Source organism: Streptomyces sp. MP131-18 (genome assembly GCF_001984575.1).
Taxonomy (GTDB): Bacteria; Actinomycetota; Actinomycetes; order Streptomycetales; family Streptomycetaceae; genus Streptomyces; species Streptomyces johnsoniae.
Map to the genome: position 1 here is coordinate 746323 of NZ_LZNS01000001.1, position 18671 is coordinate 764993.

At 71.7% G+C, this 18671-nt stretch carries 12 protein-coding genes; 3 read left to right on the forward strand and 9 right to left on the reverse strand.

Features of this window, described 5'->3' with window-relative positions; genetic code table 11:
• The first annotated feature begins 105 nt into the window (after positions 1-105).
• Entirely contained in the window at positions 106-1953 is a 1848-nt protein-coding gene (locus tag STBA_RS03250) for a transketolase (RefSeq protein WP_077057781.1), read from the forward strand.
• Here STBA_RS03250 and STBA_RS03255 read toward each other — a convergent pair.
• Both STBA_RS03255 and STBA_RS03260 read right to left on the reverse strand, forming a co-directional pair.
• Positions 1926-2966, reverse strand: coding sequence for a hypothetical protein (locus STBA_RS03255; protein ID WP_077063075.1), 1041 nt, complete (start codon positions 2964-2966; stop codon positions 1926-1928). The genes STBA_RS03250 and STBA_RS03255 overlap by 28 nt on opposite strands.
• 56 nt (positions 2967-3022) lie before the next feature.
• Positions 3023-3391, reverse strand: coding sequence for a tetratricopeptide repeat protein (locus STBA_RS03260; RefSeq protein ID WP_077057782.1), 369 nt, complete (start codon positions 3389-3391; stop codon positions 3023-3025).
• Between the two features lie 136 nt (positions 3392-3527).
• On the opposite strand from STBA_RS03260, the gene STBA_RS03265 reads away from it, so the two are divergent.
• Complete coding sequence (locus STBA_RS03265; protein ID WP_077063076.1) at positions 3528-4949, forward strand: MFS transporter; 1422 nt, start codon at positions 3528-3530, stop codon at positions 4947-4949.
• Positions 4950-4993: 44 nt separating this feature from the next.
• On the opposite strand, the gene STBA_RS03270 is transcribed toward STBA_RS03265, so the two are convergent.
• Together STBA_RS03270 and STBA_RS03275 are read right to left on the reverse strand one after the other, a co-directional pair.
• The gene (locus STBA_RS03270) at positions 4994-5842 is read right to left on the reverse strand and encodes a substrate-binding domain-containing protein (RefSeq protein ID WP_077057783.1); all 849 of its coding nucleotides are present in this window, start codon (positions 5840-5842) and stop codon (positions 4994-4996) included.
• Positions 5843-8320 (reverse strand): glycoside hydrolase family 2 protein, encoded by a 2478-nt coding sequence (locus STBA_RS03275; protein WP_077057784.1) that lies wholly within the window; start codon positions 8318-8320, stop codon positions 5843-5845.
• A 123-nt stretch (positions 8321-8443) separates the two neighbouring features.
• Here STBA_RS03275 and STBA_RS03280 point away from each other — a divergent pair, with 123 nt between their 5' ends.
• Positions 8444-10618, forward strand: coding sequence for an alpha-galactosidase (locus STBA_RS03280; protein ID WP_077057785.1), 2175 nt, complete (start codon positions 8444-8446; stop codon positions 10616-10618).
• A 68-nt stretch (positions 10619-10686) separates the two neighbouring features.
• On the opposite strand, the gene STBA_RS03285 is transcribed toward STBA_RS03280, so the two are convergent.
• The 5 genes from STBA_RS03285 to STBA_RS03305 are packed head-to-tail and all read right to left on the reverse strand — an operon-like array spanning position 10687 to position 18359.
• Positions 10687-12819: a glycoside hydrolase family 36 protein gene (locus STBA_RS03285; RefSeq protein ID WP_077057786.1), complete on the reverse strand. Its 2133-nt coding sequence runs from the start codon at positions 12817-12819 to the stop codon at positions 10687-10689.
• Positions 12819-13745 (reverse strand): ATP-binding cassette domain-containing protein, encoded by a 927-nt coding sequence (locus STBA_RS03290; protein WP_077057787.1) that lies wholly within the window; start codon positions 13743-13745, stop codon positions 12819-12821. The genes STBA_RS03285 and STBA_RS03290 overlap by 1 nt, the downstream gene beginning before the upstream one ends.
• A complete protein-coding gene (locus STBA_RS03295) occupies positions 13742-15652 on the reverse strand; it encodes a dipeptide/oligopeptide/nickel ABC transporter permease/ATP-binding protein (protein ID WP_077057788.1) in 1911 nt (636 codons plus the stop codon). Before STBA_RS03295 ends, STBA_RS03290 begins: the two co-directional genes overlap by 4 nt.
• 19 nt (positions 15653-15671) lie before the next feature.
• Positions 15672-16661 carry an ABC transporter permease gene (locus STBA_RS03300; RefSeq protein ID WP_077057789.1) on the reverse strand — a complete coding sequence of 330 codons (990 nt, stop codon included), beginning with the start codon at positions 16659-16661 and terminating at the stop codon, positions 15672-15674.
• 9 nt (positions 16662-16670) lie between these two features.
• Positions 16671-18359 (reverse strand): ABC transporter substrate-binding protein, encoded by a 1689-nt coding sequence (locus STBA_RS03305; protein WP_077057790.1) that lies wholly within the window; start codon positions 18357-18359, stop codon positions 16671-16673.
• Between the last annotated feature and the right edge of the window lie 312 nt (positions 18360-18671).

Sequence of the window (18671 nt, forward strand, 5' to 3'; positions counted from 1 at the left end):
ACCCGGCCCCGGCCCGTGCCGGGGCCGGCCGCGTTTTCAGCGCGCCGGGCGGGGGGTACCCGCGCACGGACTTCCCCACCGGCCGGCCCATTCGAGGAGGACCGCATGACCACTGACCAGGACCTGGCCGAGCTCGGGCAGCAGTTCCGCGTGGACGCGGTGCGTGCCACGTCGCACGCCGCGTCCGGGCACGCCACCTCGTCGATGTCCGCGGCGGACCTGATGGCCGTGCTGCTGGCACGCCACCTGCGGTACGACTTCGACTGGCCCGACCATCCGGGCAACGACCACCTGATCCTGTCCAAGGGGCACGCGTCGCCGCTGCTGTACGCCGCGTACAAGGCGGCCGGGGCGATCACGGACGAGGAGCTGATGACCTTCCGCGCCTCGGGCAGCCGCCTGGAGGGGCATCCCACGCCCAGGCTGCCGTGGGTGGACGTCGCGACCGGCTCTCTCGGGCAGGGGCTGCCCGTGGGCGTCGGCATCGCGCTGGCGGGGCGCCGGCTCGACCCCATGCCGTACCGGGTGTGGGTGCTGTGCGGGGACAGCGAGCTGGCCGAGGGCTCCAACTGGGAGGCGTTCGAGCACGCGGGGTTCGAGCAGTTGTCCAACCTGACGCTCGTGGTCGACGTCAACCGCCTCGGCCAGCGCGGCCCGACCCGCCACCAGTGGGACCTGGACGCGTACGCGCGCCGCGCCGACGCGTTCGGCTGGCACACCGTCGAGGTGGACGGCCACGATCCGGCGGCGATCGACGCCGCCTACACCGAGGCGGCCGGCGTCACCGACCGGCCGACGGTCGTCCTGGCCCGCACGCAGAAGGGCCGCGGCGTGTCCGCCGTGCAGGACCGGGAGGGCATGCACGGCAAGCCGGTGCCGGACACCGACGAGGCGATAGCCGAGCTGGGCGGGGTCCGCGAGCTGCGGATCGAGGTGGAACGGCCGGCCGCGACCACCGCTCCCCGGCAGGCGCACGGGGTGCACGCCGACCTGCCGCGCTGGTCGAAGGGCGAGCAGGTCGCCACCCGCAACGCGTACGGGGAGGCGCTGGCCGCCGTGGGCGCCGACCGCGGCGACGTGGTCGCGCTGGACGGCGAGGTCAGCGACTCCACGCGGTCGGCGTTCTTCGCCAAGCAGCACCCCGACCGGTTCTTCGAGTGCTACATCGCGGAACAGGAGCTGGTGGCCACGGCGGTGGGCATGCAGGTCCGCGGCTGGACGCCGTTCGCCTCGACGTTCGCCGCGTTCCTCACCCGGGCGCACGACTTCATCCGCATGGCCGCGGTGAGCCGCGCCAGCCTCAGCCTGGCCGGGTCGCACGCCGGGGTGGCCATCGGCGAGGACGGCCCCTCCCAGATGGGGCTTGAGGACCTGGCGATGTTCCGCTCGGTGCACGGCAGCACGGTGCTGTACCCGTGCGACGGCAACCAGACGGCGAAGCTGGTGGCCGCCATGGCCGACGGCGGCGGCATCAGGTACCTGCGGACGTCCCGCGGCGCCGGCCCGGTGATCTACGGCCCCGACGAGGGGTTCCCGGTGGGCGGCAGCAAGCTGCTGCGTTCCTCCGACGAGGACCGGCTGACCGTGGTGGCCGCCGGGGTGACGGTGCACGAGGCGCTGACCGCGGCCGACCGGCTGGCGGCGGACGGCATCCGGGTGCGCGTGCTCGACCTGTACTCGGTGAAGCCCGTCGACGCGCATGCGCTGCTTGAGGCCGCGGAGGCCACCGGCTGCCTGCTGACGGTCGAGGACCATCGCCCGGAGGGCGGCATCGGCGACGCGGTGCTGGACGCGTTCACCGACGGGCGGCCCGTTCCGCGGCTGATCCGGCTGGCGGTGGAGACGATGCCGGGCTCGGCGAGCCCCGAGGAGCAGCTGCGCGACGCGGGGATCGACGCCGCGGCGATCGTGGCGGCGGTGCGGCGTCAGCTCGACGAGCCGACCGTCGCGTGAAGGACGGCCTCCGTCGTCTCCGTCAGCACGGGCAGATAGGCCAGGACGTCCTTGGCACGGGACGCCAGGTCGGCGGCCGAGGTGATGCCGAGGTCGGCGAGGAAGTCCGCGAAGGGCCCCGCGTGATCGCGGCGCAGCGCCTCGGGCGCGTCGGCGTCGAGGATGGTGTGGCAGCGGGCGAACGTCGCCGCTATCCAGAAGGCGACCTCGCGGTGCAGACCGGCGCGGATCAGGCCGAGGATGGCGTCGATCGAGATGGGCCGCGCCGCCGGGGTGATGTCGGAGCTGAAGAAGAACGGGGTGCGGGCCACGGCCGCGGTGGCGTCGAAGGTGCGGGCCAGTGCATGCAGGTGGTGCTCGGCGCGCCCGGCGGTGAGGGCGGCGCTGCCGAGGAGGGCGAGCAGCTCCTCGTGGCGGTCCAGGAGGCCGTGTTCGGCGAGCAGTTCGCGGACCGCCGCATACCGCAGCCGCACGGTGGGGTTGCGCAGCCCCGCGACGAGCAGCACCTGCGTGGTGACGCCGGTGGGGAACAGCCAGGCCGTGACGGCCTGCGGCCAGGGGGCCGTGGTGTCGAGGCCGCCGAGTCCGTTCTCCACGAGCCGCAGCGCGGACGCGCAGCGGCGGCGCACCCAGTGGGGCTCGGCGAAGCGGCGGGCGACCTCCTCGTGCAGGGCGCGCAGGCGGCCCGTGGGGTCGGCGATGAGTGTGTCGGTGCGCAGGGAGGGCGCGAGGTGGTGCTGGGACAGCACGTCCTCGGCCGAGGCCAGCAGTTCCGCGGGCAGCAGGGTGACTTCGAGGAGCGCGCCGCGGTACAGGAACTTACCGGGTTTGGGCCCCGGGTCCTGATCGTCGACGACGAGCACGATGTCGACGTCGGAGCCCGGCGGAACGGGGTCGTCCGGCGCCAGGGCGATCGTCGATCCGCTGAAGTAGGCGCCGTGGAAACCCGGCAGCCCGCGGCCGTGACGCGCCACCCAGTCCGCCGCCGCCGCGCGTGCCTCGTTCGCATCCATGCCCGCCATTCTGGCTTGTGCACGGAGCGGGCGGGCCTCAGGGGGTCTCCCCGACCTCAGGGGGTCTCTTCGAAGCGGGCGGCGGCCACGTAGTCGGGGCGCGGGTCGAGCGCCGCGGCGAGCCGGAAGTGCCGCAGCGCCTCGGCGTCACGGCCGGCGCGCTCCAGGGTCCTGCCCAGCGCGAAGTGCGCGAAGGAGTTGTCCGGCTCGCGCTCCAGCACGAGCTGGAACTCCAGCTCGGCCAGGCGGAGCTGGGCGCCCAGGAAGAAGGCGCGGGCGCGCAGCAGGCGGGCCGCGGTGTTCTCCGGGTGCACGGTGATCAGCGGGTCGAGCAGCTTCAGGGCCCCGCGCGGGTCGCGGGCTTCGAGGAGCGCTTCCGCCGCGCGGTAGGCGATGACGTGGGTCTCGGGAGTGGCGTCGGGCACGGGCCCTCCTGGGTCGGCGGTCGGCGGTCGGCAGGTGTGCCGAGGTGGGCCCAACGCTGCGCGGGGGGCCGCTATTCCCTCCTGGGATTCCCCGCTCCTCCCGCCGCTACCCCGCGCGGCCTGATAAGACATGCCCATGCCTGACAGCCCCGGCCGGCCCCGACCGTACCTGGTGCTGGCGATCTGCTGCATGAGCCTGCTGATCGTCAGCCTGGACGTGACCGCACTGAACGTTGCGCTGCCGTCGTTGCGGCAGGAGCTCGGTGCGGACGTCTCGGGGCTCCAGTGGACGGTCGACATCTACACCGTGGTGCTGGCCTCCTTCCTCATGCTGTCGGGCTCGACGGCGGACCGGATCGGCCGGCGGCGGGTCTTCCGGACGGGTCTTGTGCTCTTCACGGCCGGTTCGCTGCTGTGCGCGCTGGCGCCCGGCCTCGGCTGGCTGATCGTCTTCAGGGCGGCGCAGGCCGTCGGGGGCTCGATGCTGAACCCGGTGGCCATGTCGATCATCACCAACACCTTCCGCGAGCCGCGCGAGCTGGCCCGCGCCATCGGGGTGTGGGGCGGGGTGGTGGGGATCTCCATGGCGATCGGCCCGATCCTGGGCGGCGCGCTGACCCACGCCTTCGGCTGGCGGGCCATCTTCTGGCTGAACCTGCCCATCGGCCTGGCCGCGCTGTTCCTCACCGCCCGTTACGTGCCCGAATCGCGCGCCGCCAGGCCGCGCCGCATCGACCCGGTCGGGCAGCTGCTGGTGATCGTGCTGCTGGGCTCGCTGACGTTCGGCATCATCGAGGGCGGGCACGACGGGTGGGGTTCGCCGGTGATGCTGGGGTGCTTCGCCGTCACCCTCGGCGCGCTGGCCGCTCTGCTGGTGTACGAGCCGCGCCGCCGCGAGCCGCTGCTCGAACTGCGGTTCTTCCGGAGCGCGCCCTTCACCGGCGCGTTCGTCATCGCCATGGCGGCCTTTGCCGCGCTCGGCGGCTTCCTGTTCCTCAACACGCTCTACCTCCAGGACACGCGCGGCCTGTCGGCGCTGGAGGCGGGCCTGTACCTGCTGCCGATGGCCGGCATGACCCTGTTCTTCGCGCCGCTGTCCGGGTACCTGGTGGGCCGTATCGGGCCGCGGGTGCCGCTGGTCCCGGCCGGGATCGCCATTGCCTTCAGCGGTTTCCTGCTGACCGGCCTGGACGCGGGCACGCCGCTGCCGGTGCTGTTCACGGCGTACGTGACGTTCGGGATCGGCTTCGGTCTGGTGAACGCCCCGATCACCAACACCGCGGTCACGGGCATGCCGCGGGCGCAGTCGGGCGTGGCCGCGGGCATCGCCTCGACCGGCCGCCAGGTGGGCTCCGCGCTCGGCGTCGCCGTGGTCGGCACGGTGCTCGTCGCCGGGTCGCGGACGGCCGGCCTGTGGGTCATCGCCGGCTGCGGCATCGTCGTGCTGATCCTCGGCGTGGTGACGACGGGCCGCTGGGCGGTCGGCACGGCGGAGCGCGCCACGCGCCGCCTGCCGGCCGAGGACGAGGAGCAGACCGCCCCCACGCCTGCCTCGTGACGGCGGGGGCGCAGGGGCGGGAGCGGGGGCGCGGGGGCGGGCGCTCAGCCGCCGGACGGCGCCGGTGCGGTGGTGCCGCGGGCCGTGAACCGGGCGGGCGGCGACCACCGCCGGTTCACGGGGCCCCCGTCGAGCAGTTCCAGCACGGATTCGGCGACGAAGATGCCGAACTGATGCACGTCGACGCTCATGGTCGAGAGCGCGGGCGAGGCCAGGCGGCACAGCGTCGAATCGTCCCAGGCGATCAGGGACAGCTCGTCCGGCACGGCGATGCCGAGGTCCTTGGCGACGCCGAGCCCGGCGACGGCCATCACGTCGTTGTCGTACAGGATGGCCGTCGGCCGGTCCTGGCGGCGCAGCAGTTGCGCGGTCAGCTTGGCGCCGACCTCCGCCGAGTAGTCGCCCTCGAGCAGCACCGGCTCGATGCCCGCCGCCCGGCAGCCCGTCCGCATAGCGGCCGTCCGCGCCTTGGTGTGCACCAGCTCCGCGGGCCCGGTGACGCGCGCCAGGCGCCGGTGTCCGAGGCCGAGGAGCACGCCGAGCGCCTCGCCAACCGGGCCCTCGTTGTCGGTGATCACCGCGGGGGTGTCCGGCCCGCCGTCCCAGGCGCCGACCATGACGGCCGGCAGCCCCAGCTCGGCGAGTACCGCCGGACGGCGGTCGCCGTCGGTCAGGTTGACCACGACGACCGCGTCGACGAGCCGGCGCTCCGACCACCGCTGGTGGGTGGCGATCTCCTCGTCGTGCGCGGCGACGACGTGGAGCAGCACGGAGAGGCCGCGTTCCGCCAGCTTCTCCTCTATCCCGGCGATGAACTCCATGAAGAACGGTTCCACGCCGAGCAGTCGCGCGGGCCGGGCGAGCACCAACCCGATGGCTTCGGTCCGGTTCACTTAGGCCGGCACCGAGTGGAGCGATCCCGCGCTGCGCAGCACCAGCGGCCCCGTCAGCAGTGCCGGGTCGAGGTCGGCCTCGGTGCGGACGGTGAAGGACCGCGTCTCGCCGGGCAGGACCGGCACCAGCATGTCGTCGACCTGCGCGTCGGGCGCCACCCGGTCGGCCAGGATCGCGACGTCCCGGGCGAAGGAAGTGGCCCGCACGTCGACCCGGTAGCCGCCGGGCACGGCGACCGCCTCGGCCGTCAGCGCCTGCGGATCGTAGGCGAGATCCCGGTCCTCGGCGAAGAGATGGACCGCACGGGTCCCTTCCGCGGTTGCCACCAGCACCTCCCGTGCCGCGTCGGCCGGCTTGAGCAGCGAGTCGGCCAGCTCGATCTCGGCGACGGAACGCGCCGAGACGTCAAGGGAAATCGTAGCGCTGTCCAGCACCTCGCCCGCGAACGACAGCCGCTTCAGGAGCAGTTGCCCGTTCCAGGGCTCGTCGGTGTCGTTGACCGTCACCAGCGTCGGGCGGCCGTCCCGGGGCTGGACGGTCAGCAGGCGCGGGGCGTGGGCGTGGCGCAGCCCGTACCACAGCGGCTTGGGCCGCTCGTCGCCGTCGACGGCGGCCCAGGAGGTCACCGGCCAGCAGTCGTTGAGCTGCCAGACCAGGGAGCCCGCGGTGCGGGGCCAGTGCGAACGGAAGTGCTCGATGCCGAAGGCGACGGCGCGGGCCTGGTTGAGCTGGGTCGCCCAGTGCCAGTCCTCGAAGGTCCGCGGCTCGGGCAGGTGCGGGGCCATGCCGCGGTCGAGCTTGCCGTTGCCGTCCTCGGCCTTCTGGTGCAGCAGGAAACCGGGCGAGGTCGGCGTCATCGGCTCGTCGTGGATCCACCGGGTGAGGGTGGCCCAGGTCGGCGGGCCCTGGAAGCCGAACTCGGAGCAGAACCGCGGGATGTGGTCGCGGTAGTGGGTGTAGTCGACGCGGTTCCACACCGCCCACTCGTGCCGGGTGCCGTGGTCCTGCTCGTTGGGGTGCATCTCCTGCGGCGCGAAACGCGGGCTGTAGGGGCTGCCGTCGGCGTAGGCGCGGGTGGGGTCGAGCTCGGCGACGATGCGGGGGAACAGCTCGGTGTAGTAGCGCAGGCCCCAGCTGAGGTCCTTCAGCTCCTCCTGCCAGCCCCAGTCCATCCAGCCCCACAGGTTTTCGTTGCCGCCGTTCCACAGGGCGAGCGAGGGGTGAGAGGTCAGGCGGGCCACGTTCTCGCGGGCCTCGGCCTCGAACTCGCCCCACAGCGGCTCCTCCTCGGGGTAGGCCGCGCAGGCGAGAAGGAAGTCCTGCCACACGAGGATGCCGCGCTCGTCGCAGACGTCGTAGAAGTCCTCGGTCTCGTAGATGCCGCCGCCCCAGACCCGGAGCATGTTCATGTGCGCGCCGACGGCCTGGTCGACGCGGCGCTCCAGGCGTTCACGGGTGATGCGGGTCAGGAAGTGGTCGTCGGGAATCCAGTTGGCGCCCTTGGCAAAGACCGGCCGGCCGTTGACGACAAAGGTGAACGGGGTGCCGTGCTCGTCGGGCGTCGTGTCGACGGTGATGGTGCGGAAGCCGATGCGGCGTTCGACGGTGTGCAGGGGCGTCCCGGCCCGGCCGCCGGCGGCGAGGCCGATCTCCAGGTCGTACAGGGGCTGGTCGCCGTGGCCCACGGGCCACCACAGGCGCGCGTCCGGCACCTCGACGGTGACCTGCGCGGTGGTGGCACCGGCCGGGACGACGGCGGTGACGGTGCGGCCGTCGACCGTGGCGGTGAGCGCCAGTTCGGTGTCCTCGCCGAGTCCTGAGCGTTCGATGACGGCGTGCACCTCGGCGCGGCCGGTGCCGTCCTCGGCGACGGTGACCAGGGGGCGCACCTCGGCGAGGCGGGCGACGCGCCAGCGTTCGAGGCGGACGGGCTTCCAGATGCCCGCGGTCTGGAGGTCAGGTCCCCAGTCCCAGCCGAAACTGCACGCCATCTTGCGGATGGTGTTCATGGGGTGCGGGTAGGCGCGGGGCCGCGAGCCGAGCCGCTCCTGGATCTCCTCCGCGTAGGCGAGCGCGGAGCGGAAGGTGACGACGAGGTCGGTCTCCCGGCCGGTCAGCAGCTCGCGGACGTCGAAGCGGTAGGAGCGGTGCATGTTGGCGACTGTGCCGAGCGCCTGGCCGCCGAACTGGATGTCTGCGACGGTGTCCAGGCCCTCGAAGACGAGGTCGACGCGCTCGTCGGCGGCGGCGGGACCGGCCGTGACGGTGGTGGCGTAGCGCCAGTCGGTGCGGTGCGCCCAGGCCAGCTCCTCCTCGGCCCGGTCCAGATACGGGTCGGGGATCAGCCCCTGCGCCAGCAGGTCGAGGTGGGCGCTCCCGGGGACCTGCGCGGGCACGGTGCGACCCGCGATGTGCTCGGGTACCGGCCCGGCAGCCGCCGTCAGGTGCCAACCGTCATGCAACGCGTGGCGGATCATCCTTGAACACTCCCTGGAAGTTATCTGCTCGAACCGGGTAGAGATTCTTATGCAGCCGAATAAAGTAAGTCAACAGAGTCAACAAACCAGCACACCATCGATCAGCGAAGGACGCAGATCCACGTGGCACCTTCATCCGTCCCCCTCGCCGAGCCCGGTCTGATCCACCTGCGGAGCGCAGGCGTCGGCCTCGTGCTCGACCTCTCCGGCGGCACGCTCCCCCGCGTGGTGCACTGGGGCGCCGACCTCGGTCCGCTGGACCAGGCGGCGCTGGCGGCGCTGCGGCTCGCCGCCAGGCCGCAGCCCATCGGCTTCTCGGTCGACGGCCCCGTCGACGTCGCCGTCCTGCCGGAGCAGTCCGCCGGCTGGCTGGGCACCCCCGGCCTGGTCGGCAACCGCGGCGGCGCCGACTTCTCCACCGCCTTCCGCGTCACGGGCGCGGACCTCGACGACGACGGAACGGGCAACGGCGGGCGGCTCGAGGTGACGGCACACGACCCCGTCGCCGCCCTCGGCCTGGAGCTCACCGTCGAACTCACCGCGCAGGGACTGGTGCGCCAGCGCGCCACGGTGACCAACCGCGGCACCGGCCCGTTCGCCGTCGACGCGGTGAACCTCACCCTCCCCGTGCCGCCCGACGCGACGGAACTCCTCGACTTCACGGGCCATCACCTGCGCGAACGCAGCCCGCAGCGCACCCCGTTCACCCACGGCCTGCGCGTGCGCGAAAACCGCACCGGGCGCACCGGATACGACGCGGCCTACCTGCTCGCGGCCGGCACCGCCGGTTTCGGCAACCGCTCCGGACGCGTCTGGGCGGTGCACACCGCCTGGTCCGGCAACCACCGCACCTTCGCCGAACGCACCTTCCACTCCGTCTCGTTGCTCGGCTCGGGCGAACTCCTGCTGTCCGGCGAGGTCACGCTCGCACCGGACGCCTCCTACACCACCCCCTGGCAGTACGGGGCGCACGGCAACGGACTTGACGAGGTGTCGGCCCGCTTCCACCGCCACCTGCGCGCCCGCCCGCACCACCCGTCCGGGCCCAGGCCGGTGGTCGTCAACACCTGGGAGGCCGTCTACTTCGACCACGACCTCACCCGCCTGCGCAGCCTGGCCGACGCGGCGGCGGCGGTCGGCGCGGAACGGTTCGTCCTGGACGACGGCTGGTTCGGCTCCCGCCGCAACGACCGCCGCGGCCTGGGCGACTGGTACGTCTCCGACGAGGTGTGGCCCGACGGGCTCGGCCCGCTGACCGACCATGTGACCGGACTCGGCATGCAGTTCGGTATCTGGGTCGAGCCCGAGATGATCAACGAGGACTCCGACCTCGCCCGCGCCCACCCGGACTGGATCATGGCCACCGGCGGCCGGCTGCCCGGCGCGGCCCGCGCGCAGCAGGTCCTCGACCTGGCCAGGCCGGAGGCGTTCGCGTACATACTGGAACGACTGGACGACCTCCTCACCACCTACCCCGTCTCCTATCTCAAGTGGGACCACAACCGCGACCTCGTCGAGGCCGGGCACCAGCCGGACGGCCGCGCCGGCGTGCACGACCAGACACACGCCGTCTACCGGCTCATGGACGAGCTGCGCCGCCGCCACCCGGACGTCGAGATCGAGTCCTGCTCCTCCGGCGGCGGACGGGTGGACCTGGAAATCCTGGAGCGCACCGACCGGGTCTGGGTCTCCGACTGCATCGACGCCCTGGAGCGGCAGCGCATCCAGCGCTGGACCAACGCCCTGATCCCGTTCGAACTCATGGGCACCCACGTCGGCGCGGGGCTGGCCCACACCACCCACCGGCGCCACCCGCTGGACTTCCGCGCCGGAACGGCGCTGTTCGGCCACTTCGGCATCGAGTGGGACCTCACCCGCGCCGACACGGACGACCTGGCGCGGCTCGGCGCGTGGGTCGCCCTCTACAAGGAGCTGCGCGGACTGCTGCACACCGGTACGGCCGTGCACGCCGACCACGCGGACCCCGCCTACGACGTGACCGGCGTGGTCGCCGAGGACGGCTCCGACGCGGTGTTCGCGATCGTCGCCTCGGCCACGTCCGAGCTGTACCCGCCAGGACCGGTCCGGCTGCCGGGGCTGCGCCCCGACGTCACGTACCACGTCCATCCCCTGCCGCCCGGCGACGTGACCGACGGCAACGCCGCGCGGTGGGGCGTTCCCCTGCCGTGGTGGACGCCCGAGGGGGTCCACCTGCCGGGCAGGGCCCTGGCCGAGGCCGGGTTGCAGGCCCCGGTCCTCTTCCCGGAGCGCCTGGTCCTGCTGCGCGCCACGGCCTAGCCGTCCGGCCCGGCGTTCCCCGGCCCCGCGGTGGCGGGGCCGGGGAACGCCGGGCGGCACCCGGCGCCTCAGCGGAGCCGGACGACCCGGGCGGTGACCGCGGGCCCGGTGTCCGGGCTCGTCAGGCGCAGTACGCCCGATGCCGCGTCCCATGCCAGTGTCCACTCGGCGGCGCCGGTGCCGGGGCCGGGGAAGAGCACCTCGGGGGTGACGTCCACGCCCCGCAGATGCGGCACCGGAACGGTCAGCTCCGGCTCTGCGCCCGGCCGGCGCCACAGCGTCAGCAGCGTGCTCCCCGCGGGCTCCTGCGGTCGGAGGCCCATCGCGACCCACGGGCCCGCCTCCGCGGTGAGGCCCAGCGGCCAGAACGGCAGCGCCGTGGCGATCTCCTCGCGCAGCTCCTTGTGCACGGCCACCGCCTCGCCGACCAGCGCCAGTTGCTCCGGCGTCATGCGATTGAGGTGCCCGGAGAGGTACAGCCGCCCGAGGACGCCGGTCGCCAGCGTGAACGCCGACTCCTCCACGGACATCTCCGGCTGCGTGTACGCCCAGTTCCCCGCCTGCTCCGGCAGCACCGAGGCCGGGGCCGCGGCGGCGATCGGCGGATAGAGCAGCGGATTCTGCTGGTCGGACGTCGACTGGAGGTGCAGCCTGGACAGCATGGCGTAGTCCATGCGCATCGCACCCGAGGCGCAGTTCTCGATGAGCAGATCCGGGTGCCGCGCCAGCAGGGCGTCCAGCCACTCCAGATGCGCCCGGTTGTGCGCGAGCAGCCCCTCGCCCGGTGCGGAACCGCCCAGGTCGGTGCCGGGGCCTGGCATGATGTTGTAGTCGAACTTGAAGAAGCCGACGCCGAATTCCTCGATCAGCCCGTCGACGATCCCGTCCACGTGGGCCCGCGCCGCGGGGTGGCGCAGATCGAGGTGGTAGCGGCCATGTTCCACGACGCGCTCGCCGTACCGCTGGAAGAACGCCTCGTCGGGCAGCCGTTCCGCCATCGGCGAGCGGACGCCCACCACTTCGGGCTCGAGCCACAGGCCGGGCACCATGCCGCGGTCCCTGATGCGGTCCACGACCTCGCCGAGACCGCCGGGGAAGCGGGTCGCCGAGGGGCGCCACTCCCCCACGCTGTCCCACCAGCGGCCGTCCTCGTCGTACCAGCCGGCGTCGATGCAGAAGTACTCCGCACCCGCCTGCGCCGCCGCGTCGATCAGCGGCAGCAGCTTGGCCGTCGTCGGGCTGCCCATCAGGGTGTTCATGTAGTCGTTGAAGATCACCGGCAGGTCGCTCGGGCGGCCGGCGCGCAGGGCCCGGCGCTGCCGGGTCAGGGCGCCGAACGCCTCCTCCACCCCGCCGGCGGCGACCGCCAGGGACACCGGGACGGTGGTGAAGCCGCGTTCCGCCGTCACCACCGTGTTCCACTGGTGCTCCGCGTCGGTCGGGCCGAGCAGCGCCAGGTACGCGCCCGTCTTGCGCTCCCCCAACTCCCAGTGCCAGGCGCCGTTGTGCTCGATCTGCCAGGCCATGGCCCAGGAGTCGTCGCCCGCCACCACGGCGCCGGTGGGCAGCCGCTCCCCGGTGGACCACGAACTGCGGGAGGTGACGGGGAACCGGCTGCGCGAGGCGTGGTGGTGCACCTCGGGGTCCATCGCGATCAGTCCGCACGCGCGCAGCGGCGCACGGCGCCACCGCGACTCGGCCACCCAGTCCGAGTCGGCGCAGACCACGTCGACCTCGTCCACGGTGCGCCCCGCGTCGGCCAGGAAGGCGCCGGTCACCACCGAGGTGACGGCCTGGAGCCGCACCTCGTCCGCGCCCGCGTCCAGGCCCACCTCGGTCCACACGCGAACCGCGGGCACGCCCTCGGCCGCGACGAACACGGTGGTGACGGTGAGCCCGGTGACCTCGTCGCCCTGTGTGACCCGCAGCTCCGCACCCGCGGCGCCGGTCGATTCCGTGTGCCGCACGTACCGCAGCCGCGCGCCCACGCAGGTGTCCGCGTACCGGTGGCTGCCCGGGAACCGGCCGTGCCCCAGCAACTGGAGCTCCACCAGCGGCGGGGCCGCCGCCTCGTCGGGCGGGGGCGCGGCGCCGGCCGCGCCGGGGCGCAGCGAGAGCAGCGCCACCGGCAGGTCGCCGCCCACGCCGAGCACCAGGCGCGCGTCGCCGCCGCGCCAGGTCAGCAGGGTCCTGGCCGCCATCACTGCTTCCCTCCGGCCGGGTTGGCCAGGGCCGCGGCGATGGGGGCGGCCTTCTCGAACGGATGCCACGACTTGGTGTGGTGGTCGAACATCCGGGTCAGGTCCGCCTCGTCGATCGCGCCCACCCCTTCCGCCAGGGACCGGCCGCGCTCCTCCGGGTTCGGCGCGGCCGCGGCGAGCAGCTTGGTGTAGGAGTGCTGCGGCGTGAGGATGACGTCGTCCGCTGGGCCGCGTTCGACGACGTGCCCGCGGTACATCACCAGGATCTCGTCGGAGAAGTGCCGCGCGGTGGCGAGGTCGTGGGTGATGTAGAGCACCGCGAGACGGTCCTCGCGCTGGAGACGGGCGAGCAGGTTGAGCACGCCGAGCCGGATGGAGACGTCGAGCATGGAGACCGGCTCGTCGGCCACCACCACCTGCGCGCCGGGCGCGAGCGCCCGCGCGATGGCGACACGCTGGCGCTGGCCGCCCGACAGCTCGTGCGGGCGGCGCGGGGCGATGGCGTGCGCGGGCGTGAGGTTGACGCGTTCGAGCAGCTGCTCGACCTGGCGCCTGGTGTCCGTTCGCCCCTTGGTCCTGCCGTGCAGCCGCAGCGGCCTGGCCAGGTGGTGCTCGATGGTGTGGAACGGGTTCAGCGACGCGAAAGGGTCCTGGAAGACCATCTGCACGTGATCCCGGTACTCCCGGTCCCCGACCGGACGGCCGTCGTCCTTGGTGGCGACGATCGCGCCGCCGGTCGGCTTCTCCAGGCGGGCGATCATCTTGGCCACGGTCGACTTCCCCGAGCCCGACTCCCCCACCAGCGCCACGGTCCTGCCGGGCGTGAGGGTGAAGGAGACGTGGTCCACCGCGCGCAGGCGGGAGGACCGCAGGCCCGAACGGATGGGGTAGTCCTTGACCAGGTCGCGGACCTCAAGAGCGGTCATCGCGGCGCTCCCTCGTTCTTCGTAAGTGGCGACGACTCGCCGGTGCGGATGAACGCGCCGCGTTCGCCGGTCAGGCTCGGGAAGGAGCCGAGCAGCTGACGGGTGTACGGATGCTCGGGGCGTTCGTAGATCTGCTCCGCGGGCGCGTACTCGACGACCTCGCCCGCCCTCATCACCGCGATGCGGTCGCTCAGTTCGAGCAGCATCGGCAGGTCGTGCGTGATGAAGACGACGGCGAAACCCAGCTCGTCCCGCAGCCGGATGATCTCCCGCAGGATGCCGCGCTGCACGACGACGTCGAGCGCCGTGGTGGGCTCGTCCATGATCATGACCTGCGGGTCGAGCAGCATCGCCATGGCGATCATGACCCGCTGGCGCATGCCGCCGGAGAGCTCGTGCGGGAAGGAGTCGAGCCGGGTGGGGTCGACGCGCACCAGGCGCAGGACCTCTTCGCAGCGTTCGCGCCTGGCCTGCTTGGACATGTCCGGCTTGTGCGTGGTGAGCACGTCGTCGAGCTGCTCGTGAATGGAGATCACCGGGTTGAGCGAGTTCATCGCGCCCTGGAAGACCATCGACAGCTTCGCCCAGCGGAACTGGCGCAGCTCCTCCGCGTCCAGAGCCAGCAGGTCGATGTCGCCGCCGTCCCGGTCGTGGAAGATCACCGAACCGGAGGCGACCTCGGCCGGCGGGCGGTGCAGCCGGTTCACGGCATAGGCCAGGGTCGTCTTGCCGCAGCCGGACTCGCCGGCCAGGCCGAGTATCTCCCCGCGGCCCAGGGTGATGGAGACGTCCTTGACCGCGTGCACCGGGTTCTCGGTCTGGTAGATGACGTTGAGATCCCGGACGGACAGCACCACGTCCCGGCCGTCCGCCGCCCGCGCGGGCGCGGGCGGCGCCTGGGCCGCGGCACCCGTGACGGGGGCGGGCGGGGCGACCGGGGGCGGGGTGCCGCCCTTCGCGGCCACCGGCTTGGGCACCCGCAGCTTGGGGTTGATGATTTCGTCGATGCTGAAGTTGATCAGCGAAAGACCACAGCCGAAGAGCGCGATCATCAGACCGGGCGGGCCGAACCACCACCAGGCTTCGTACTGGAGGGCGAAGCCGTTCTGGGCGTAGTACAGCATGGTGCCCAGCGTGTGGGAGTTGGCCGCGCCGAGGCCGAGGAACGACAGGCCGGCCTCGGCGAGGATCGCCGCGATCACGGCGAAGACGAACTGCGAGGCGAGCAGCGGCAGCAGGTTCGGCAGGATCTCCACCGAGACGATGCGCCACCGCTTCTCGCCCGCGACCCGGGCCGCGGCCACGTAGTCGCGGTTGCGCAGGGACAGTGTCTGGGCGCGCAGCACGCGCGCGGCGGCGGCCCAGCCGGTGATGGCGAGCACCAGCGCGACGGTCCACCAGCCGCGGTCCTGCGGCGGGACGAACCCGGCGATGACGATGACCAGCGGCAGGCCGGGGATGACCAGCATGACGTTGGACAGCAGCGAGAAGCCCTCGTCGACCGCGCCGCCGACGTACCCGCCGATGATGCCGAAGAGGGCGGACAGGATGGTCGCCAGGATGCCGACCACCAGGCCCACCAGCAGCGAGCCGCGGACGGCGTGCGCCAGCTGTGCGAACACGTCCTGGCCGGTCTGCGTGGTGCCGAGCCAGTATTCGCCGCTCGGCTCGGTCATGCCGATGCTGTCGATGGCGTCCGGGTCGCCCACCAGCCACGGGCCGATGATGGCGAACAGCGTGATGCCGAGGACCAGGACGAGGCCGATGACGAGCTTGGGGGACCAGCTCGGCAGCAGCGCGCGCATGCCGCTGCGGCCGCGGGACGGTGGCGCGGATGCAGACTTGACGGGGGCCGCCGCGGCCGCGCTCTCGTCGGCGCTGCCGGTGAGCGGGCTGAGATTGGTCACGATGCCTGCTCCTTCCTGGTCAGTTCTCGACTCGGGTACGCGGGTCGATGAAGCCGTACAGCAGGTCGACGACCAGGTTGGCGGCCAGCACCGCCACCGTGATGATCAGGAAGATCCCCTGCATCAGGGCGTAGTCGCTGTTCTCCACGGCCTGGAGCAGCTTTCCTCCGATGCCGGGATATGAGAAGACCTGTTCGGTGATGATCGAGCCGGAGACAACGAAGCCGAGGGAGATCGCGAAGCCGGCCACGGAGGGCAGGACCGCGTTCCGCGCGGCGTAGCGGGTCATGATCCGCCTGTTGCGCAGTCCCTTGGCCTGTGCGGTCAGGATGTAGTCCTCGGACATCGTCGAGACCATCATGTTCCGCATGCCGAGCAGCCAGCCGCCGACGGAGGAGACGACGATCGTCAGCGCCGGCAGGAAGCCGTGGTAGATCGCGGAGTTGATGAACTCCCAGTTCCAGCCGGTCGCGAGCGCGACGTCGTAGCCGCCGTTGAGCGGGAACCAGGCCAGTGACGTGGAGAAGATCATCACGAAGATCAGCGCGAGCCAGAAGTACGGCACGGCCGAGAGCACGGTGGTGGCCGGGATCAGCGAGTCGAGCCAGGTGCCGCGCTTCCAGCCCACCACCATGCCGAGCACAACGCCCACCAGGAACGACAGGAAGGTCGCGATGCCGACCAGGACGATCGTCCAGGGCAGGGACTGCGAGATGACCGTGGTGACCTCCTCGGGGAAGACACTGACGGACACCCCCAGATCGCCGCGGAACATGTTGCCCAGGTACGAGAAGTACTGGTTCCACAGTGCATCGCCCGTGTCCGTGCCGAGCATCAGCTCGTAGGACTCGCGGACGTCGGGGCCAACCGAGCCGCCACGCTGCTGGAGCTTCGCCAGCAGCGTGTCGACCGGGTTGCCCGGCATCATTCGAGGAATGAAGAAGTTCAGGGTCAGGGCCGCCCACAGGGCGACCAGGTAGAACCCGAGCTTCCGGGCGTAGTACCTCATGGATTTACGTCACTCGCCAGCCGGTTCGAGGCTGCGGTAGATCTGCGCCTGGTCGGGACGCTGCCACACCGCGGGGTACGCGTGCAGGTTCACGTCCGTCGGCCAGCCGGTGAACTTCTCCGAGTTGAACTGGCTGGTGGTGCCGCCGAGCAGGATCGGGATGTACGGCATGTCCCGCTCGATCTCGGCCTGGATCGTGTCGTAGTGCTGCTGCCGCGCCTCGGTGTCGACGGGGTCGATCTGGTTCAGCTCGCTGATGGCCTCGTCGACGGCCGGGTTGGAGTAGCGGGAGAAGTTCGGGTTGGCGGACTCGCCGACCGGAACCGTGTTGTCGCTGTTGAAGAAGTTGTTGTACACGTAGTACGGGTCAGGCGTCGGGCCCGGGTACAGCGAGTCGATCTGGAGCTGGAAGTCACCGCGGCCGCGGGCGTCCATCGTCTCGTTGTTCGAGGCGGGCTGCGGCGTCAGCTCGATGCCGGCTTCCTTCAGCTGCTCGGACATGGTGTTGACGGCGGTGATGTAGTCGGTCCAGCCGGTCACCACGCGCACGGTCAGGGACAGCTTCTCGCCGTCCTTCTCGTAGATGCCGTCGCCGCCCATGGTCCAGCCGGCGCCCTCCAGGATCTCCTGGGCCTGCTGCACGTCGGCGTTCATCGGCACGGTCTGGTTCTCCAGGTCCGCGGAGAGGTAGCCGGCGTCACGCTCGGGGAGCGCGAACCCGGGGGACATCTCGGCGGCGGTGTTCTGGAAGGCCAGCGCGTTCAGCTGCTCGCGGTCCATGGCGTAGTAGATCGCCTGCCGCACGGCCGGGTCGGTCTGCGGTCCCGTGCAGCCGAGGTCCGGGTTGGAGCAGGTGTCCAGCACCATCTGGAAGGCGTTGACCGTGATGGACTTGTAACCCGGGTGGTTCTGCTCGAAGTTCTCCATGTCGGGCACGGGGCCGGTCTGCCAGTCGATCTCGCCGGCGGCCAGCGCATCGGCACCGGCCTGGTTGCCGGAGAGGGCCACGTAACGGACTTCGGGCAGAGCCGGGGCGCCGTCCCAGTAGGTCTCGTTGGCACTCAGCGTGAACGCCTGCGGGTTGAAGTCCGTCAGGGCGAAGGGGCCGGTGCCTATGGGCTCCTGGATCTGGTCGGTGGCCGGGTCCTCGATCTGCGACCAGATGTGCTCGGGCACGATCCAGGTCTTGCCGAGCAGGTCGGGCGCCTTCATGTAGGCGGGCTCGTCGAACGACACGGTGAGGTGGGTGTCGTCGACGACGGTGGGCTCGCCCTGGAAGTTCTGGGTGTTGAGGGCCTCGTGCTCCAGCAGCATGTTCAGGGTGAAGGCCACGTCGTCGGCGGTGAACGGCTCGCCGTCCGACCACTCGACACCCTCCCTGAGGGTGATGGACAGCTCGGTGCCGTCCTCGTTCCACGCGTATTCGGTGCCGAGGCGGGGCGCGGGGTCGTCCTGCCGCGCGATGTTGTAGAAGAACAGCGGCTCGAAGATCGTGCCCGGCCCCTCCGACACGGTCGGCAGGTACGGGTTGAAGACACGCGGCCAGTCGCCGGCGAGACCGGTGTAGACGATCAGGGTGTCGCTGTCAGTGCTCGAACCGCCGTTGCTGGAACCGCCGCAACCGACGGCCAGCAGCCCGATCGTCACCGCTCCTATCGCCGCTGTTCGTACGCGCCGCCACCTTGCGTGCAAGGACATGCTTCGTTCCTCTCATGGCCTGCCCCACCTTTGGGGCATGGGCGGAGTCACCCGGGGGTATGTGATTGTTAAGCCGCCGAATTAACAAAGTCAACCCTCTAAAGACACGAACAGACAACGACGTGTGTGAATCATGCTCGCCACGCTGCGCGGTCACAAGACCACCTTGCGCAACAAATCAGGATACGTCGTCACCGCTCGAGGGAGACTCTGGCAAACTCGTTCGTCAGGCAAATAAACTAAGCAACGCGCAGCGTTACCACGGGGCTGCGCCACGAAGTCGCCAACTCCCGTGAACGATGCGGAGGACTC